The 18,456-nt window shown below is 63.8% G+C and carries 15 protein-coding genes and 1 pseudogene; 9 read left to right on the top strand and 7 right to left on the bottom strand.

The features are described from left to right. Positions 1 to 76 precede the first annotated feature (76 nt). The 4 genes and pseudogenes from typA to dtd all read left to right on the top strand — a co-directional run bounded on the left by typA (position 77) and on the right by dtd (position 3,642). Positions 77 to 1,888, top strand: coding sequence for a translational GTPase TypA (gene typA / locus Aeroheme_RS00965; protein ID WP_041206669.1), 1,812 nt, complete (start codon positions 77 to 79; stop codon positions 1,886 to 1,888). Positions 1,889 to 2,065: 177 nt separating this feature from the next. After that, on the top strand, positions 2,066 to 2,938 hold the full coding sequence (locus tag Aeroheme_RS00970) for a virulence factor BrkB family protein (RefSeq protein WP_025325356.1): 873 nt from the start codon (positions 2,066 to 2,068) through the stop codon (positions 2,936 to 2,938). A 30-nt stretch (positions 2,939 to 2,968) separates the two neighbouring features. Beyond that, positions 2,969 to 3,076 (top strand): annotated as a pseudogene (locus Aeroheme_RS00975) (virulence factor BrkB family protein); the annotation flags it as partial. A gap of 128 nt (positions 3,077 to 3,204) precedes the next feature. Beyond that, on the top strand, positions 3,205 to 3,642 hold the full coding sequence (gene dtd, locus Aeroheme_RS00980; protein WP_106885255.1) for a D-aminoacyl-tRNA deacylase: 438 nt from the start codon (positions 3,205 to 3,207) through the stop codon (positions 3,640 to 3,642). An 85-nt stretch (positions 3,643 to 3,727) separates the two neighbouring features. Here dtd and Aeroheme_RS00985 read toward each other — a convergent pair whose 3' ends face one another. After that, positions 3,728 to 4,381, bottom strand: a complete 654-nt coding sequence (locus Aeroheme_RS00985) for a spermidine synthase (RefSeq protein WP_106887815.1) — start codon at positions 4,379 to 4,381, stop codon at positions 3,728 to 3,730. Between the two features lie 173 nt (positions 4,382 to 4,554). Here Aeroheme_RS00985 and Aeroheme_RS00990 point away from each other — a divergent pair, with 173 nt between their 5' ends. Beyond that, a complete protein-coding gene (locus tag Aeroheme_RS00990) occupies positions 4,555 to 5,463 on the top strand; it encodes a YiiD C-terminal domain-containing protein (protein ID WP_411166543.1) in 909 nt (302 codons plus the stop codon). Between the two features lie 53 nt (positions 5,464 to 5,516). Here the strand turns inward: Aeroheme_RS00990 and Aeroheme_RS00995 are convergent, their stop codons facing one another. The 4 genes from Aeroheme_RS00995 to Aeroheme_RS01010 form a co-directional block, all read right to left on the bottom strand. Next, positions 5,517 to 7,586, bottom strand: a complete 2,070-nt coding sequence (locus Aeroheme_RS00995) for an AsmA-like C-terminal region-containing protein (protein ID WP_411166544.1) — start codon at positions 7,584 to 7,586, stop codon at positions 5,517 to 5,519. Between the two features lie 147 nt (positions 7,587 to 7,733). Then, complete coding sequence (gene recG / locus Aeroheme_RS01000; RefSeq protein ID WP_411166545.1) at positions 7,734 to 9,803, bottom strand: ATP-dependent DNA helicase RecG; 2,070 nt, start codon at positions 9,801 to 9,803, stop codon at positions 7,734 to 7,736. A gap of 176 nt (positions 9,804 to 9,979) precedes the next feature. Further along, complete coding sequence (gene pssA / locus Aeroheme_RS01005; protein WP_411166546.1) at positions 9,980 to 11,329, bottom strand: CDP-diacylglycerol--serine O-phosphatidyltransferase; 1,350 nt, start codon at positions 11,327 to 11,329, stop codon at positions 9,980 to 9,982. A gap of 153 nt (positions 11,330 to 11,482) precedes the next feature. After that, positions 11,483 to 12,844 carry a GntP family permease gene (locus Aeroheme_RS01010; protein ID WP_234570133.1) on the bottom strand — a complete coding sequence of 454 codons (1,362 nt, stop codon included), beginning with the start codon at positions 12,842 to 12,844 and terminating at the stop codon, positions 11,483 to 11,485. Between the two features lie 164 nt (positions 12,845 to 13,008). Here Aeroheme_RS01010 and Aeroheme_RS01015 point away from each other — a divergent pair, with 164 nt between their 5' ends. The 4 genes from Aeroheme_RS01015 (at position 13,009) to Aeroheme_RS01030 (ending at position 16,860) form a co-directional block, all read left to right on the top strand. Beyond that, positions 13,009 to 13,518, top strand: a complete 510-nt coding sequence (locus Aeroheme_RS01015) for a gluconokinase (protein ID WP_025325364.1) — start codon at positions 13,009 to 13,011, stop codon at positions 13,516 to 13,518. A gap of 61 nt (positions 13,519 to 13,579) precedes the next feature. Continuing rightward, the gene (gene edd / locus Aeroheme_RS01020; RefSeq protein ID WP_411166547.1) at positions 13,580 to 15,376 is read left to right on the top strand and encodes a phosphogluconate dehydratase; all 1,797 of its coding nucleotides are present in this window, start codon (positions 13,580 to 13,582) and stop codon (positions 15,374 to 15,376) included. Between the two features lie 9 nt (positions 15,377 to 15,385). After that, positions 15,386 to 16,027, top strand: coding sequence for a bifunctional 4-hydroxy-2-oxoglutarate aldolase/2-dehydro-3-deoxy-phosphogluconate aldolase (locus Aeroheme_RS01025; RefSeq protein WP_139745061.1), 642 nt, complete (start codon positions 15,386 to 15,388; stop codon positions 16,025 to 16,027). A gap of 140 nt (positions 16,028 to 16,167) precedes the next feature. Next, on the top strand, positions 16,168 to 16,860 hold the full coding sequence (locus tag Aeroheme_RS01030; protein ID WP_411166548.1) for a helix-turn-helix domain-containing protein: 693 nt from the start codon (positions 16,168 to 16,170) through the stop codon (positions 16,858 to 16,860). On the opposite strand, the gene Aeroheme_RS01035 is transcribed toward Aeroheme_RS01030, so the two are convergent. Continuing rightward, positions 16,849 to 17,238 carry a nuclear transport factor 2 family protein gene (locus Aeroheme_RS01035; RefSeq protein WP_411166549.1) on the bottom strand — a complete coding sequence of 130 codons (390 nt, stop codon included), beginning with the start codon at positions 17,236 to 17,238 and terminating at the stop codon, positions 16,849 to 16,851. The genes Aeroheme_RS01030 and Aeroheme_RS01035 overlap by 12 nt on opposite strands. A 129-nt stretch (positions 17,239 to 17,367) precedes the next feature. Continuing rightward, positions 17,368 to 18,375, bottom strand: a complete 1,008-nt coding sequence (locus Aeroheme_RS01040) for a substrate-binding domain-containing protein (protein ID WP_392415724.1) — start codon at positions 18,373 to 18,375, stop codon at positions 17,368 to 17,370. Between the last annotated feature and the right edge of the window lie 81 nt (positions 18,376 to 18,456).

Here is an 18,456-nt window from a genome sequence, read left to right on the forward strand (position 1 = left end):
CTGCAATTCTGCTAGGCAGATCACAAAGGCGAGAGTACAATTAGCGCCCAATTTTACCCGGTGATTTGAGGCGAGAATGTTAGAGAATTTACGCAATATTGCGATTATTGCGCACGTAGACCACGGCAAAACTACCCTGGTTGATAAGCTGCTGCAGCAGTCTGGAACCCTGGACCGTACCACTGATGGTCAAGAGCGTCTGATGGATTCCAACGATCTGGAAAAGGAACGTGGTATTACCATTCTCGCCAAGAACACTGCGATCCGCTGGAATGACTACCGCATCAACATCGTCGATACCCCGGGTCACGCCGACTTCGGTGGTGAAGTTGAGCGCGTCATGTCCATGGTTGACTCCGTGCTGCTGCTGGTCGACGCCGTTGACGGTCCTATGCCGCAAACCCGTTTCGTGACCCAGAAAGCTTTCGCCCAGGGTCTGAAGCCGATCGTGGTCATCAACAAGATCGACCGTCCGGGTGCTCGTCCTGACTGGGTAATGGATCAGGTATTCGACCTGTTCGACAACCTGGGTGCCACCGATGAACAGCTGGACTTCAAGGTTGTTTACGCCTCTGCACTGAACGGTTGGGCCACCCTGGACCAGAGCGTCGAGTCCGACAACATGGAACCCCTGTTCCAGGCCATCGTTGACAACGTCGAGCAGCCGAAGGGTGACCCCGCCGGTGGCTTCCAGATGCAGATCTCCCAGCTGGACTACAACTCCTACGTCGGTGTTATCGGTATCGGCCGCATCACCCGTGGTCGCGTCAAGACCAACCAGCAGGTCACCATCGTTGGTGCCAACGGCAAGAACCGTACCGGCAAGGTCGGTCAGGTGCTGGGCTACCTGGGTCTGTCCCGTACCGAAGTGGCCGACGCGCAAGCGGGCGACATCATCGCCATCACCGGTCTGGGCGAGCTGAAGATCTCCGACACCATCTGTGACAACAATGCCGTCGAAGCCCTGCCACCGCTCTCCGTCGACGAGCCGACCGTGAACATGACCTTCCAGGTCAACACCTCACCGTTCGCCGGCAAAGAAGGCAAGTTCGTGACCTCCCGCAACATTCTGGAGCGTCTGAACCAGGAGCTGGTCCACAACGTGGCCCTGCGTGTGGAAGAGACCGAAGATCCGGACAAGTTCCGCGTCTCCGGCCGTGGTGAACTGCACCTGTCCATCCTGATCGAAAACATGCGTCGCGAAGGCTACGAGCTGGCGGTATCCCGTCCGGAAGTTATCCTGCGTACCGTTGACGGCGTGCTGCACGAACCGTTCGAAACCGTGACCGTGGACGTGGAAGAGATCCACCAGGGTTCCGTAATGGAGCAACTCGGCCTGCGTAAGGGCGAGATGACCAACATGACCCCGGATGGCAAGGGTCGTGTCCGTCTCGACTTCATGATCCCGAGCCGTGGCCTGATCGGTTTCCAGACCGAGTTCCTGACCATGACCTCAGGTACCGGCTTGCTGTACCACACCTTTGACCATTACGGTCCGCACAAGGGTGGCAGCATCGGTGAGCGTCAGAACGGCGTGCTGATCTCCAACGCCACCGGTAAGGCCCTGACCTTCGCCCTGTTCGGTCTGCAAGACCGCGGTCGTCTGTTCATCGGTCACGCGACCGAAGTGTACGAAGGCCAGGTGATCGGGATCCACTCCCGCTCCAACGACCTGACCGTCAACTGCCTGAAGGGCAAACAGCTGACCAACATGCGTGCCTCCGGTACCGACGAAGCCCAGGTGCTGACTCCGCCGATCCGCATGACCCTGGAGCAGGCTCTCGAGTTCATCGACAACGATGAGCTGGTGGAGATCACTCCGAAGGCCATCCGTATCCGCAAGAAACTGCTGACCGAGATGGATCGCAAGCGCGCCGGTCGTGCTTGATCGATAGCTGTTCATCGACAGACCAAAGAGAGGCCTTATGGCCTCTTTTTTTATGGTCGCGCGGCGGCCTCTTGCTCCGGGTTGGTCGATGGTGATGGCCGCGAATCGGCTCATGGGTGGTCAGATGGGCACCCTATCTGACACAATATCTGCATGATGACGCTTACGAGAATCAAGATGCAGCAGCAAATCCGCGGCCGCCTGGCCCACGCAGTCTCCTTCTTGCGCCACGATGGCGCCCATTTCGCCCAGTTTGTCTGGGGCCGTTTCCAGCAGGACAGGCTGACGGTCACCGCCGGTTACCTGGCCTATGTGACCCTGCTCTCCCTGGTGCCCATGGTCGCCGTGGTGTTCGGCATGATGTCGGCCTTCCCGGTGTTCCAGACCCTGAAACAGCAGATGGAGCAGTTCGTCTATCACAACTTCGTGCCCACCGCCGGCGAGATGCTCAAGGAGTACATAGACGGCTTCGTGGCCAATGCCACCAACACCACTGCGGTCGGCATAGGCGCCCTGATAGTGGTGGCACTGATGTTGATCTCGGCCATCGACAAGAACCTCAACTACATCTGGCGTTCGACCCAGAATCGACCGCTGGCCCAGGCCTTTGCCATGTACTGGATGATACTGACCCTGGGCCCCGTGCTCATCGGGGCCAGCCTCGCCATCTCCTCCTACATACTGTCGCTGAAGCTGTTTGCCGCTGACAGCCTGTTTGGCGCCGGCTATCTGGTGCTGCGCAGCCTGCCGTTCCTGTTCTCTGTGTTCGGCTTCCTGCTTATTTATACCGTGGTGCCGAACTGCAAGGTGCGGCTGACCCACGCCTTGATCGGCGCCCTGGTGGCGGCCACCCTGTTCGAGCTGGCCAAGCGTGGCTTCTCCATCTACATCACCAACTTCCCCTCCTATCAGGCCATCTACGGCGCCCTGGCGACCATCCCCATTCTGTTCGTCTGGGTGTATCTAAGTTGGTTGGTGGTCTTGCTCGGCGCGGAGACCACCGCCTGCCTCGGAGAGTATGAGAAGCCCGGCAACGAGGAGCTGGCTTGAGTCAGCCGCTCATTGTTGGCACCGATATCCATTCTGTTCGTCTGGGTGTATCTAAGTTGGTTGGTGGTCTTGCTCGGTGCGGAGACCACCGCCTGCCTGGGGGAATACGAGAAACCGGGCAACGAGGAGCTGGCCTGAGGCCAGCCTGCCATAGCGCCGACCCTGGCGGGAAAGGCGTTGGCCCGGGCAGGGCATTTATTGGTAGCATCAACGACCGCCCCGTCATGACGACGGTGGCGGTCGTTCTGTTTTGAGAGGAGAGGGATGTGATTGCATTGATCCAGCGGGTGTCAGAGGCCAGCGTGACCGTCGAGGGAGAGGTGACTGGAGCCATAGGCCAGGGGTTGCTGGTGCTGCTCGGGGTAGAGCAGGGGGACGATGAGGCCAAGGCCGACAAGCTGCTGCACAAGGTGAGCGGCTATCGCATCTTCTCCGATGCAGAGGGCAAGATGAACCTCAACGTGGGCCAGGTCGGAGGCAGCCTGCTGGTGGTCTCCCAGTTCACCCTGGCGGCGGATACCGGCAAGGGGATGCGACCCAGCTTCTCCGGCGGTGCCCACCCGAGCGATGCCGAGCGGCTCTATGACTACTTCGTTGCCCGGGCCAAGGAGGGCGGCATGCCGACCGAGACAGGACGTTTTGCCGCCGACATGAAGGTCAGGCTGCTCAACGACGGCCCCGTGACCTTCTGGCTGCAGGTGTAGGTGTCATTGCTGGCGCCCATCCCTGGATGCGCTAGCTCGTTTCTCGCGGCGACCCGCCAGCAAGAGTGAGGGCCCGCAACAGGACCTAGGCGAGATTGGTGGCGTGCAGTATGACGTTGCGATAACCCGGCACCCCGTGGGCACTGGTGGGGCCTATCCACTCCTCGGCCAGCCGTTTGGCCTGCGCCAGTTCGAGGTGGGTCCGTGGCAGCAGGTTGACGATGAGGGTGCCGTGCAGGCATCTGGCCAGCGCCTGATAGATGGGAGCCTGGAACAGCAGCAGGGGATTGCCGTCCTGGCTGAACAAGTCCAGCAGCACCAGATCGTAGGCGTCCTGGCTCTGGAGCAGGAAGTGCAGGGCGTCCGCATGATGCAGCCTAGGGGGGCGCTGCGAGGCATCCTGGAAGAACTGCTGGAACAGGGTGAGGATCTCGGCGTCCAGATCCACGCAGTCGTGGCGGGCTTCGGGCCAGCGCGCCCCCAGATGACGGGTGAGATCCCCCCCTCCCAACCCCAGCTCCAGGATCCGGCTCGCCTCTGCGGGTAGCCGCTCGGCGATGCTCTGTTGATGGGGCAGGCAGAGGTGTTCCGGCTGGCTCAGGCTCATGGCGGATTGCACCACGCCGTCCATTTCCAGCCAGCGGTGGCGGGCATTTTCCAGGATGGAGAGGCGGCGTTCGGGTTTGGCACTGAGGTGCAATAAGTGATCGGCTTGGTACGCTTGCAGATTGAAGTCCATGAATTTGCACGGCAAGATGGCTTTCGACCAGTGTAACTCAAGGATGTCGCTATGTACCGGGTGGTCACTCCTCAAACGGCAGCCGAGCTGGACTCTTACTACCAGCTGCGCTGGGAGGCATTGGTGCGCAAGCTCTTCAATCTGCCCGTCGGCGCAAACTCAAGGATCTCTTTATGTACCGGGTAGTTACCCCCCAAACCCCAGCCGAGCTGGATGCCTACTACCAGTTACGCTGGGAACTCCTGCGCAAGCCCTTCAATCTGCCCGTGGGCTCCGAGCGTGACGAATACGATACCGTCGCCATTCATCGGCTGATGCTGGCCGAAGACGGTACCCCCATCGCCGTCGGTCGCCTCTTCATCGGGGGTGACGAGGCCCAGATCCGCTTTATGGCGCTGCGCCCGGAGTTTCGCGGTCAGGGGCTGGGGGCCCGCATGGTGGAGGATCTCGAGCAGCTTGCCCGGGACGAGAAGGTGAAACGGCTGGTGATGAACGCGCGCCAGGAGGCGGTGGAGTTCTATCGCAGGTGCGGTTTTCTCGAGGTGGGTGAGGGGCCCGTCTCCTTCGGCCGCATTCCCCATCGTCAGATGATCAAATCCATCAGTCCGCTGCAGACCATACAGTACCGCCCCGAGTGGTGTCAGGATCTCACCACCCGCTGGTCGAGGGGGATCCCCATCAGCGAGAAGATGGGGGTGCATATCACCCACTACGATGGCCAGACCTTCCACCTCAAGGCCAACCTGGGGGCCAACCTCAACGTCCACGACACCATGTTCGCCGGCAGCATTTACAGTCAGTGCGTGCTGGCGGGATGGGGTCTCATCTGGCTGCAGCTCAAGGAGGCCGGTCTGGGCGGGGATACAGTGCTGGCTGAGGGCAACATCAAATACTACAGACCCGTGAGCGAGGAGCCGGAGGCCAGGGTCGCCCGGGAGGGGATGCCCGCCGTGCTGGCGCCGCTCAAGAACGGGGAGTCCGCCAAGTTCAGCCTGCGGGTGCAGCTGTTCAGCGGCCGCAAACTGGCGGTGGAGTTTGTCGGCCAGTACGTGGTGCTGCCCATCAAGCGGGCGGGACACTGACCCCGCCGTCCGACATCCGTTAGCAACAAGGCCTCATGATGAGGCCTTGTTCGTCATTGCGCCGCGGTGGCGGGGGGCGTCTGCGGTCGCCGGAGCGGGCCGCTGCGCCCCTGGGCCGGATAGCGTACGCCTGTTTCCCAGTCGCAAGTGGCTTCCCCGGTCGGGAAGCGCCATTCCAGGGCCGGACTCTCAAGGGGGCCGCGCCAGAGCGCCAGCAACTCGGCACAGCGCCGTTTGTTCAGCACGCCGAGATCCAGCTGCCACTGGTCGCTGGCGAGATCGACCCCGCCCTGCAGCGCCAGCAGGTGGGTGATGGTGGAAGCCCCACCCTGCTCGATCTGCAGCTTGCCCTGCTCGGCCCTGGCCTTCAGCTTGATGTGGTAGAAGGGGGTATCCCCCTGCTGCATCGCCTGCCACAGGGTCTCGGGGGTCAGGGTGGGCGGGGCCACCTCCTTGAACCAGTTGTCCAGCAGAGGGTCTATCCCGACCTTGTCCCAGAAGGGATCCCTGGCCTCCAGGCTCAGGCTGCCCTGCAGGGTGCGGCGCCAGTTGCCGGTGGCCTGCTCCGGTTGCGGGGCCAGGTCGGCCTGCAGATCCGTCTCCAGATCCACCTTGCCCGCCAGCGAAACGGGGGCATGGAGCAGTTCGCCCCACTTCTCCAGATCCAGCTGCTTGCCCTGCAGTTGCAGGCGGCTCTCCTGCCCGGGCACCTTGCCCCATTGGCCGCTGAGGCTGAGGGAGCCCTCATCCGGCAGCTCGCTGCTGAGCCTGTTGAGCTGCCAGGCGCTGGGGGTCAGCTCCGTGTCCAGGGCGCCGTTGCGGGCACTCAAGCCGTCCCACACCAGCTCGAACCACTTGCTCTCGATGCTGGCCCGGCCAAGCAGCGGGCCCGGCTGGTTGCCCTTCAGGCTGAGATCGCTCAGATAGAGCTGCCAGCCGGTCAGGGAGAGGGGCAGGGTGTCGTCGAAGGAGAGCACCTTGAGCTTGTCGAAGGCCAGCTTGCGCACGTCGATTTGCTGCGGGCGCCAGCCCTGCCACTCCTGCCACCACCCTTCCGGCAGGCTGATGTCCATGCCGCTCAGGGCCAGGTCCTTGAGGGTCAGCTTTTGCTGTTGAGTGTCGAGGGCAAGCTCGACATTGAACTCCCCCTCGTATGCCTTGCCCTGCAGCTCGGCATCGATCTGCCGGGGGGAGAAGGCGAGCTTGCCCTCGATGGCTTCCAGCTGGAACAGGCCGCGGCCGAGATCTGACAGGGTGCCGGAGAGATAGCCGCTTGGCTGGTTGCCCGCCTGCCAGTCGAAGGCGGTGAGCTGACCGCTGAAGTTGTTGAGGGAGAGCTCCTGCTCTATGGCGTTGACGCTGACCCGATCGAGCTGGCCCCGATCCAGGGTGATGCGGCGCAGGGGGAACTCACCCTGGGGGATGTCCCCCAGTTCGACCCGCATGCCACGGGCCTTCAAGGTGTGCAGTTGCAGGCTGCGATCCGGCCAGTTCAGCACCATGCCGGTTTCCAGCAGACCGTCGAACAGGTTGGTGGTCAGCTTGTCGGTGCTCAGCACCTGCCCCTCCAGTCGCCCCTTGAGGCTGAGGCGGGCCAGGGTGAGCTGCGGCGTCTCCAGCTGGTTGATGCCGAGGCTGAGGTTGGCCTGGGGCTGGCGTTTAGGATCGATCAGCTCCCAGTCGCTCAGGGTGGCGCTCAGGCCGCGCAGGGTCAGCTCCGGGCTCAGCAGGCTCAGGTTGTCTATGGTGCTGTCGCTGATGGTGAGGGAGTGCACCGGCAGGGTCGGCAGCTGGTTGGGGAGCGGCAGCTTGATGACGGGGCGGATGAGATCCAGGTGGGCGATGCGTACGTCCCGGTTCAGCCAGTCGATGTTGTCTATCTCCAGATAGATCTTCTCCAGCTGCACCGCATCCCCGTATTGCACCTGCTCCGCCAGCAGGGTGTAGGGGTGAAGCGGGTTGAATACCAGTCGCCCTATGGTGACAGGCACGCCGGTCTGCTGGCTGATCCAGCTGGCGATGGGGCCCTTGGCACGCTCGGCGTCGAACAGGCCGAGACCGACCCAGACGAACAGCAGCAGGAAGGCAAACAGATAGAGCAGGGCGCGTAGCCAGGAATTCATCGGTGTTTTCCTCCTGTGATCTGTTGGGGGTCAGGCGTTGGAATAGTGATCCCGCAGGCCGAGCCAGCGGCGGATCAAGGGCTCGACATGGTTCGGATGCCGGTCTATCAGGAATCTGACCATCTTCTGCATATGCACATCCCCGGGTCAGGCATTGGAATAGTGATCCCGCAGGCCGAGCCAGCGGCGGATCAGGGGGTCGACATGGCTCGGATGCTTGTCCATCAAGAAGCGCGCCATCTTCTGCACCTGAGGAATGAGCGACTGGTCGCGCACCAGATCGGCGATCTTGAGATCCGCCAACCCGGTCTGGCGGGTGCCGAGCAGTTCCCCCGGGCCGCGCAGCTCGAGATCCCGCTGGGCGATCAGGAAGCCGTCGTTGGTCTCCCGCAGCACCCCGAGCCGGCTCTGAGCCGTCTTGGAGAGGGGGGCATGGTAGAGCAGCACGCAATGGGAGGCCACCGAGCCCCGGCCGACCCGGCCGCGCAGCTGGTGCAACTGGGCCAGCCCCAGCCGTTCCGGGTTCTCGATGATCATCAGGCTGGCATTGGGCACGTCTACCCCCACCTCGATGACGGTGGTGGCGACCAGCAGCTGCAAGATGCCCGTCTTGAACTCCTCCATCACCCGCTGCTTCTCGACCGGGCGCATCCGGCCATGGACCAGGCCTATGTGCAGGCCGGGCAGACGGGCTTGCAGCTCGGCTGCCGTGTCTTCGGCGGCTTGGCACTCCAGCACCTCGGACTCCTCGATCAGGGTGCAGACCCAGTAGGCCTGCTTGCCCTCGGTGCAGGCGAGTTTCACCCGCTCGATCACATCCTGACGGCGACTGTCCGGCAGGGCGACAGTGGTGATGGGAGTGCGGCCGGGTGGCAGCTCGTCGATGACGGAGGTGTCGAGATCCGCATAGGCTGTCATCGCCAGGGTGCGGGGAATGGGGGTGGCGGTCATGATGAGCTGGTGGGGATGCACCCCTTCTCGCTCCCCTTTTTCGCGCAGGGCGAGGCGCTGGTGCACCCCGAACCTGTGTTGTTCGTCGATGATCACAAGGGCCAGGCGCTGGAACACCACCTGCTCCTGGAAGATGGCGTGGGTGCCCACCACCATCTTGACGCTGCCGTCTTTGATCGCCGCCAGCGCCTCCTCCCGCGCCTTGCCCTTCTGCTTGCCCGCCAGCCAGCCCACCTTGATGCCGAGGGGTGCCAGCCAGTTGGCGAAGTTGACGGCGTGCTGTTCGGCCAGCAGTTCGGTCGGCGCCATCAGCCCCACCTGGCAGCCGTTGCCTATGGCTTGCAGCGCCGCCAAGGCCGCGACCAGCGTCTTGCCTGAGCCTACGTCCCCCTGCACCAGCCGCATCATGGGGTGGCTGCGTTGCAGATCCTGGCTGATCTCCGCCACCACCCGGTTCTGGGCCCTGGTCGGCTTGAACGGCAGGGCGCCGAGCAGCTGCTTGACCAGGGTGGGGGCCGGCTTGAGGGAACGGGCCAGCTGGGTCTGGGCCTGAGCGCGGACCTTGAGGACGGAGAGGTTGTGGGCCAGCAGCTCTTCCAGCACCAGTCGCTGCTGGGCCGGGTGCTGGCCGCTCTCGAGCAGGGCCAGCGCCACCGAGGGGGGCGGACGGTGCAGCAGACGCAGGGCGGCGGCGAGGTCTATCTGCTGGGGGTAGAGGCCGGCAGGCAGCAGCTCCTCCACGCCATAGAGGTCGAGCTGCGCCAGCGCCTGATCCGTGAGGCTGCGCAGGCTGAGCTGGCGCAAGCCTTCGGTGGTCGGGTAGACGGGAGTGAGCGCCTCTTCGGTCTGACCGGCCTGCTCTTCGCCGAGCAGCTTGTACTCGGGGTGGGCCATCTCCAGCCCGTATTTGCCGGGACGGGCCTCGCCGAAGCAGCGGATCAACCGGCCCTGGGCAAGGCTGTTCTTCTGGGCGGCGGTGAAATTGAAGAAACGCAGGGTCAGGCTGCCGGTGCCGTCGCTGATGCGGCACACCAGCATGCGGCGGCGCCCCATGACCAGCTGGGTGTCCTGGATTTCGCCCTCGACGGCGCCGTGCAGCCCGGGCGGCAGATCGCCGATGGGCCACACTTGGGTGCGGTCCTCGTAGCGCAGGGGAAGGTGGAACAGCAGATCCTGTACCGTTGCCAGCCCCAGCCGCTCGAGCTTCTCCAGCATCTTGCTGCCGACGCCCTTGAGACTGTCGAGAGGAATTTTATCCAATTTCATCAATTAGATGCCCGAAAACACTGTAAATATGTCCAGATGATAGGGGTTGTTGCTGTCTCGATGCAAGCCGCGTTGCAGGGGCAGAGGGCTCCCAAGCTGGGTGAGAGGGCACATAGGACAAAGGCCTGCCGAAACGGCAGGCCTTTGGAGGGGCAGACAGGGGAGGTTGATAAGGCCTAGATGATCCGCTTGAGCAGGATGTGGGCCCTGACCCTGTGGATCCTGGCAAGCAGCTTGCGCACCTGCTCGGGGTAATCCTTGATCTGCTCGATCTGATCGAAGTGGCTGATGCGACGGGTGTGAGCCAGTATGTTCTCGCGCTCCTTCTGGAAGCGCACGCGCAGGTGGTGGTGGCGGTCATGGACCAGCAGGCCGTTCTCCAGATCCAGCGCCCAGGCGCGGGGATTGAGGTTGTTGCCGGTGAGCAGGGCCCACTCCTCGTCCACGAAGATCCCCTTGAGGTGATAGGAGTGCTTGTCGCAACACCAGAGCATCAGGTTGAGACGGCCGCTGTCGATGTGGTGCTGGTTGCGCTCGGCAAACTTGCGCAGGTTGGTCTCGTAGAGATAGGGCAGGCCGCCTATGGTGGAGAATTTCTCCTCCGGCGGAATGAAGAAGTCGTTGGCTGTCTTGTCGCCCACCACTATGGTCACCTTGCAGCCGCGCTTGAGCAGGGCTTCCACGTCCTTGTTCAACTCCTTGGGGGGGTTGAAGTAAGGGGTGCAGATGAAGATCTCCCGCTCGGTGGCCCGCACCAGGTTGCGGATCATCCGGTTGAGCTGGTTGCCGCGCTTGCCCAGGCCCACCATGGGGGTGATGGCGATCTCCTGGCTGTTGGCCGGTATGCTCTCGAAGCGGTACTGGCTGGTGCGCAGGTTGTGCTTGAAGCGGCGGATCTGCCCCTTGAGCTGCTTGGCGCCCGGGATGCCGGGGCGATCCAGCCGCTGCACGGCCTCGCTCTTGAGGAAGACGTCATCCACGTAGTTGACCATGCTGCGGGTCAGCGCCTGGCTGTGGATCTGGTGATAGCGATCGAAGCGGTAGCGCTCCTGCTGGTGCAGGTAGATGTCGTTGAGGCTGGCACCCGAGTAGAGCAGGATGTCGTCGAAGATGAAGCCCTTGAGGTGCAGGACGCCGAGCAGCTCGCGGCCCTTGACCGGCACGCCGTAGATCTCGATCTGGTGTTCATGGCGGGCGGCCATGGCCTGATACATCAGGTGGTTGCCACCCTGTTTGCCCTTGCCGATCAGGCCGCGCTGGGCGCGGTGGAAGTCGACGAAGACCTTGATGTCGAGGGCGGGGTTGCGCTGCTTGGCGGCGTAGAGGGCGGAGAGGATTTCCCGTCCCGCCTCGTCATCTTGCAGGTAGAGGGCGATCAGATAGATACGCTGGGTCGCGTTGGCGATGAGCGAGAGGATACGGCTCTTGAAATCTTTGGCGCTGTTGAGTACCTGGAACTGATCTGCGGCAACCGCGATCTGGGGTAAACGTGCCAGCAACTGTCGATAATGTGCCGATGAATGCATAGAGAAGCCTGAAATCACGGGATGAAGCGTTCCACTCGGGGCGATGAATAGGCAATTCTAGCAACCTGCGGCGATGGGCCCAAGCAAGAATCCGTAAAAATGTCGATGGAACGCCATATCGGGGCCGCCGGAAGGGGCCCCGATACGGGGGAGTTAGAAGACGATGCTTGCCATGGCAACGATGAGGAAGGCGATGGTACCGAGCAGTGTCTCCATCACTGTCCAGGTCTTGAGGGTGGTCTTCTCGTCCATGTTGAGGAAGCGGCTGACCAGCCAGAAACCGGAATCGTTGAAGTGGGAGAGCACTGTCGCCCCACCGGCGATGGCGATGACGATGAAGGTCAGATCCAGATCGCTCAACCCGGCCGTGGCCGCGACCGTCGGCGCCATCAGGGCGGCCGTGGTGGTCAGGGCTACGGTGGCCGAGCCCTGGGCCACCCGCAGTGCGGTAGAGACCAGGAAGGCAGCCAGGATCACCGGCATGCCGGTGTCGGAGAGCACGTCAGCCAGGGCAGTGCCGATGCCGCTGGCCCGCAGCACGCCGCCGAACATGCCACCGGCACCCGTTACCAGGATGACGGCGCAGACGGGGGCCAGGGCATCGTTGCAGAACTTCTCGAGCTGCACCTTGCCCTGGGTCTGACGGAACAGCCAGAGGGCATAGAGCACTGTGATGAGCAGGGCCACCGGGGTCTTGCCGACCATGCGCAGCACGTTCACCCAGTCGGCACCCTTGTCGATCACCCCCATGACGCTCAGGGTGTTGAGGCCGGTATCCATGAAGATGAGCACCAGCGGTAGCAGCAGGATGGAGAGCACCTGGCCGAAGCTCGGCGCCTTGTCGGAGAGTCGCTCTGCGGTCTCGGTGAAGCTCGGGGGCAGGGGCAGCTCAAACTTCTTGCCGGACCAGAGCCCGAACAGATAGGCACCCAGATACCAGGTCGGCAGTGCGACCAGCAGACCCACTATGGTGAGCAGCCCTATGTTGGCGCCCAGCAGTTCGCTGGCGGCCACGGGGCCCGGGTGGGGTGGCAGGAAGGCGTGCATCACCGCGAAGGCACCGGCGGAGGGCAGGGCATATTTGAGGACTGAGCCGCCGAACTGCTTGGCCACGCTGAAGATGATGGGCAGCATGACGATGAGGCCGGCATCGAAGAAGATAGGGAAGCCGAACAGCAGGGAGGCGATCCCTAGCGCGAAGGGGGCGCGGTGGGAGCCGAAGCGGTTGATCAGGGTGTCGGCAAGCACCTTGGCGCCCCCCGTCATCTCCAGGATCCTGCCTATCATGGCCCCCAGGCCAACCAGCAGCGCGACCGAGGCCAGGGTGCCGCCGAAACCGGTCAGCATGGTGGGGATCACCTGGTCATAGGTGACCCCGGTGGCCAGGGCCGTCAGCATGCTGACCAGGGTCAATGCCACGAAGGCATGTACCTTGAATCGCATGATCAGCACCAGCAGCATGACGATAGCGCCAGCGGCTACCGAGAGCAGGTAGGCGACATCGGGTGTGTTCATCGCTCCGTCCATAAAATGTCCTCAAATGGTTCTAGTAGTTGTTCTGCACATTTCTGTGCTCCACTTCACATTGCGCAACGTTACCGGTAACATGTTACCGGTAACGTGCTAACTTAGAACCCATCAGGTAAACGTTTTTTGAAAAGTGAGAGAGAGGTCAAATAATGGCGGGCAAGAGCATTATCGTGATGGGTGTGTGTGGCAGTGGCAAGTCCAGCATAGGCCTCAAGGTGGCCAGCGCCCTGGGCGCCAAGTTCATCGACGGTGATGATCTGCACCCCCGCGCCAACATCCAGAAGATGGCGGGCGGCAACCCTCTCAACGACGAAGACAGGGCGCCCTGGCTGGAGCGGATCCGCGATGCGGCCTACAGCCTGGAGCAGAAGAACGAGCTGGGCGTCATCGTCTGCTCGGCCCTCAAGAAGCAGTACCGCGACCAGATCCGCGAGGGCAACGAGTCGGTGCACTTCCTGTTTCTGGACGGCAGCCAGTCCCTCATTCTCGACCGGATGCGGGCACGCAAGGGCCACTTCATGCGGGAAGGCATGGTAAAAAGTCAGTTTGAGACCCTGGAGCGGCCGGATGGCGAGGCCGGTGTGTTTCGCGTCGACATAGATGGCACCTTCGAGCAGGTGGTTGACCGCGCCGTCACCGCCCTGGCGCAGGTGCAATGAGCCATTTCGCGATCCTGGCCTTTGTCGATCGCGCCCGTATTTCCGTGTTGGAGACAATCCTATGACCCATCCCGTGATCACCGAAGTGACCAACCGCATCCGCGAGCGCAGTGTCGCCCGCCGCCAGGCCTTCCTGGCCCGCATCCAGCGCCAGACCGAGCAGGGCAAGACCCGCGCCTCCCTCTCCTGTGGCAACCTGGCCCACGCCGTGGCCGCCTCCAGCTGTGATGACAAGGGGCGCATCCTCGACATGACCCGCGCCAACGTGGCCATAGTCACCGCCTACAACGACATGCTGAGCGCCCATCAGCCCTATCAGGGCTATCCGGACATCATCAAGGGGGCGCTGGCCGAGCTCGGCCACAGCGCCCAGGTCGCCGGCGGTGTGCCCGCCATGTGCGACGGCGTGACCCAGGGCCAGCCGGGGATGGACATGTCCCTCTTCTCCCGGGATCTCATCGCCCAGGCCACCGCGGTTTCCCTCTCCCACAACACCTTCGACGCCACCCTGCTGCTCGGCATCTGTGACAAGATAGCCCCGGGCCAGATCATGGGGGCCCTCTCCCATGCGCACCTGCCCACCGCCTTCGTGCCCGCCGGCCCCATGGCGAGCGGCATAGGCAACGACGAGAAGGTGAAGGTGCGCCAGCAGTACGCCGCCGGTGAAGTGGGCCGCGATGCCCTGCTGAAGATGGAGTGCGGTGCCTACCATTCGGCCGGCACCTGCACCTTCTATGGCACCGCCAATACCAACCAGCTGGTGTTCGAGGCCATGGGCCTGATGTTGCCGGGCTCCGCCTTCGTGCACCCCCACAGCGAACTGCGCCACGCCCTCACGTGCGAGGCGGCCCGCCGCATCAGCGCCATGATCCCGGGCTCCCCGGCCTACCGCCCCTTGAGCCAGGTGCTGGACGAGCGCGCCCTGGTCAACGGCCTGGTGGCCCTGCTCGCCTCCGGCGGCAGCACCAACCACAGCATCCACATGGTGGCGCTGGCCCGCGCCGCCGGCCTGGAGCTGACCTGGGACGACTTGAGCGATCTCTCCGATGTGGTGCCGCTCCTGGTGCGCATGTACCCGAACGGCCCGGCGGACGTGAATGCCTTCGAGCAGGCGGGCGCCGTGCCCGGCCTGATGCGCCGTCTGGCCGAGGCGGACCTGATCCACCTGGATGCCACCCCTGTGTTTGGCGAGATGCAGGATTACCTCAGCCGCCCCGCGCTGGTGGATGGCAAGCTGGTGTGGCAGCCGGTGGGGGAGAGCACGGATCCGAGCGTGCTGTCCGTCGCTGGCAGCGTGTTCCAGGCCACAGGCGGCACCAAGCTGCTTTCCGGCAACCTGGGCCGCGCCGTGGTCAAGGTCTCGGCGGTTGCCCCCGAATACAGGGTGATTGAAGCGCCGGCCCGGGTCTTCTCCTCCCAGCATGCGGTGGAGGCGGCCTACAAGGCCGGTGAGCTCAATCAGGACGCCGTCATAGTGGTGCGTCACAATGGCCCGGCCGCCAACGGCATGCCGGAGCTGCACAAGCTGATGCCGGTGCTCGGCAACCTGCAGAAGGCCGGCCACAAGGTGGCCCTGGTCACCGACGGTCGCCTCTCCGGCGCCTCCGGCAAGATCCCGGCCGCCATCCACGTCACCCCGGAAGCGCTGCACGGCGGGGCCATAGGCCTGTTACAGGATGGCGATCTGCTGCGGGTGGACGCCGACAGCGGCCGCCTCGACTGCCTGACCGATTTGAGCGGCCGCACCCAGGCCGACATCGACCTCACCCTGGAACAAGAGGGGTGGGGCCGTGAACTGTTCAGCGTGATGCGTCGCGCGGTATCGAGCGCCGAGTGCGGCGCCACCATCTTTGACTGAGGAAGAGTTATGCAGAACTGGAAAGTGACCCCTGCCGAGGTGTTTGCCGCCTCTCCGCTGGTACCCGTGATGGTCATCAACGACCTGGAGCAGGCCCTGCCGATGGCCAAGGCGCTGCTGGATGGCGGCATCTCTGTGTTCGAGATCACCCTGCGCACCCCGGTGGCCCTCGACGCCATCGCCCTCATCGCCAAGGCGATGCCGGATGCCATGGTCGGTGCCGGTACAGTGCTCAACTGCGCGCAGTTTGACGCAGCCGTGGCCGCCGGTGCCCGCTTCGTCATCTCCCCGGGGATGACTCCGGCCCTGCTGGCCCACGCGGCCAGGAGCACTGCGCCGTTGATCCCGGGGGTGGCGACACCGTCCGAGGTGATGCAGGCGCTGGAAGCGGGCTACGACCACCTGAAATTCTTCCCGGCCGAGGCCAACGGCGGCACCAAGGCGCTGGCCGCCATAGCCGCGCCCCTGCCCCAGGTGAAATTCTGCCCCACCGGCGGCATAGGCCCGAAAAACGTGGCCGACTACCTGGCGCTCAAATGCGTAGCCACGGTCGGCGGCTCCTGGATGCTGCCCGCCGATGCGGTCAAGAGCGGCAACTGGGAGGAGGTGACCCGCCTCTCCCGCGAAGCGGTTGAAATGGTTAAACGCTAAGCGCCCATCGTTTAGATAAATTGAACAGGCCACCCAAGGGTGGCCTGTTGTTTTTCCGGCTCCGGGAGGCCGGAAAGTCATTTGCATGGAGCCGCCGGCTGCCTTAAGGTCGGGGTCGGTTCCTCACACTGCCGCCCCTTATGAGCTTTCTTCACCACTCCTACCCGCTGGGGCACCTCACCGCCCTGCACTGCCACTCCCAGGCCCAATACTGCTACCTGCACCAAGGCGGCGGCGTCATCACAGGTCACGATGGGGGCGGCTTGCTGGTGGCCGGCCAGCTCTGCCTCATCCCCGCCGGCTGGGCACACGAGTTTCGCGTGTTGCGCCACTCCCGGCTCTCGCTGCTCTACAGCCCGCAACCGGCATGCACCACTTTCAGTCAGTTGCAGGTGAACCCCATGCTGGCGGGCCTCTTTGCCCGCCTGCCTGAGCTGGGGGAGGGAGAGACGCAGGATGCCTATCTGAGGGTGCTGCGCCACGAGCTGGGACTCGCCGCTCCGCTGGCGGGGCAGCTCCCCCTGGCCGTGGATCTGGATCCGCGCCTGCTACGGGTGCTGGAGAGGGTATGCCAGGCCCCCTCCGTCAAGGTGACGCTGGAGGCGCTGGCCCGTGACTGCGGCGCCTCGGTGCGCACCCTCAATCGCCTCTTTGCCCGTCAGCTGGGGTGCAGTTTTCGTCAGTGGCGGGAGCGGGTGTTGATGGGGCGGGCCCGTCAGTTGCAACACCAGGGGATGGCGCCTGCCGAGATTGCCGGGATCCTCGGCTATGAGGATCCCGAGGCCTTCTCGGCGGCCCTGGCGCGGGTGCAGGGCCGTGGCTCAGCGCCGTGAGCCTATATCTGCGTCCTCCTTGCCCCCCGCCAGCAGGCAGGTGACCTCCTCGGTGTGACAGAGCCGGCCATCGCGAAAGGTGAAGAGGCCGCTCACTTTGCAGGTCAGGGTGCCGCCATCCTGGCGGGTGGCTCGAACCAGATGGGTGGAATGTACCCGCTCCCCCAGCTCCAGGGTGGCGACAAACTCGATGGCGGCCTCCGCCAGATGGCCTCTCAAGGCGGCGATATGCTGGTGAAAGGCGGCGTAGTCGAGGGTCTCGCCATTCACCTGCTGGCAATAGTCGGGGCTGAACCAGGTGTCGAGCTCGGCCAGGGTGAAGCCGGGATCGCAGATGACGCGCTGCAGGCAGGTCTTCAATCTTTCTGTGTGATTCATCTTCTGCTCCTGAATGTGGGACAAGCTGCGCCAGCATAAGTCAGTGAGCAGGGAGGGATCCCGGGAGGACGCGCCATCATGGCGGTCACAGGCGCCAAGGTGGCGCCGGGTGGGTGTGAAGGGGCGGGATCAGCCCAGGCTCTCCCCCTCATAGAGGGAGAAGCCCATGTCCTTGCGGTGCTCGGTCTGGGGTTGCCCATTGAGCCTGGCCAGCAGCATGGCGGCCGCCTCGCGACCTATGGCCTCGCGGGGGGTGCTGATGCTGGCGAGCTTGGGGGTCATGGCGTGGCCTATGTCGAGGGCGTTGCAGCCGGCGATGGCAATCTGCTGGGGCACGGGTATCCACTTGGCCTGGCACTGCAGCAGGGCGCCGACAGCAACGTCGTCGTTGGTGCAGAACAGGCCGTCGAGGTCGGGGTAGCGGGCCATGGCCTGCTCCAGCAGCTCGCCCCCCAGGGTGAAGCTGGAGGACTGTTCGGTCAGCAGGTGCTGGCCATCCAGGCCGAAGTCCGCCATCGCCTGGTAGTAGCCCTCCATCCGCAGCTGGGTGCGCACATCGAGGCGCGCCCCCAGGTAGACCACCTTGCGCCGTCCCCGGCGCAGCATCTCTGTTACCATGGCCCGGGCGGCGGCGCGGTGATCCATGCCGACCACCATGTCGATGGGGGAGAGCGGCAGATCCATGGTCTCCACCACTGGAATGCCGGCGGTGGCGATCATCTTGCGGGTGCGCTCCGTGTGCTGGGTGTCCGAGAGGATGAGGCCATCCACGTTGTAGGAGAGCAGGGAGGCAACCTGCTCCTCCTCCCGCTCCGGGCTGTAGCCATAGTGGGCGAGCAGGGTCTGGTAGCCGGCGGGCCGGGTCACCGCCTCTATGCCGTGGATCACCGCCGAGAAGACCTGGTTGGAGAGGGAAGGGATCAGTATGCCGATCGCCTTGCTGGTGGCGTTGGAGAGCATGTCCGGCGCCCGGTTCGGGATGTAGCCGAGCTCCTCCACCGCCGCGGCGATCCGCTCACGGGTGCCTTCGGCCACGGCGGACGGGTCACGCAGGTAGCGGCTGACCGTCATCTTGGTGACCCCGGTCAGGTCGGCGATGTCCTGCAGTGTGGGGCGGCGCTTGCGGGTGTCGTTCATCTCGGGATCCGGCAAAGAATGTTACAGGTAACATTACCGTTTTTGCGCAATAAAGTCAGCATATGACGCCATCACAGGAGA

Origin of the sequence: Aeromonas sp. DSM 116730, from assembly GCF_046581335.1 — a bacterium.
In the GTDB taxonomy this organism is placed as follows: Bacteria; Pseudomonadota; Gammaproteobacteria; order Enterobacterales; family Aeromonadaceae; genus Aeromonas; species Aeromonas rivipollensis.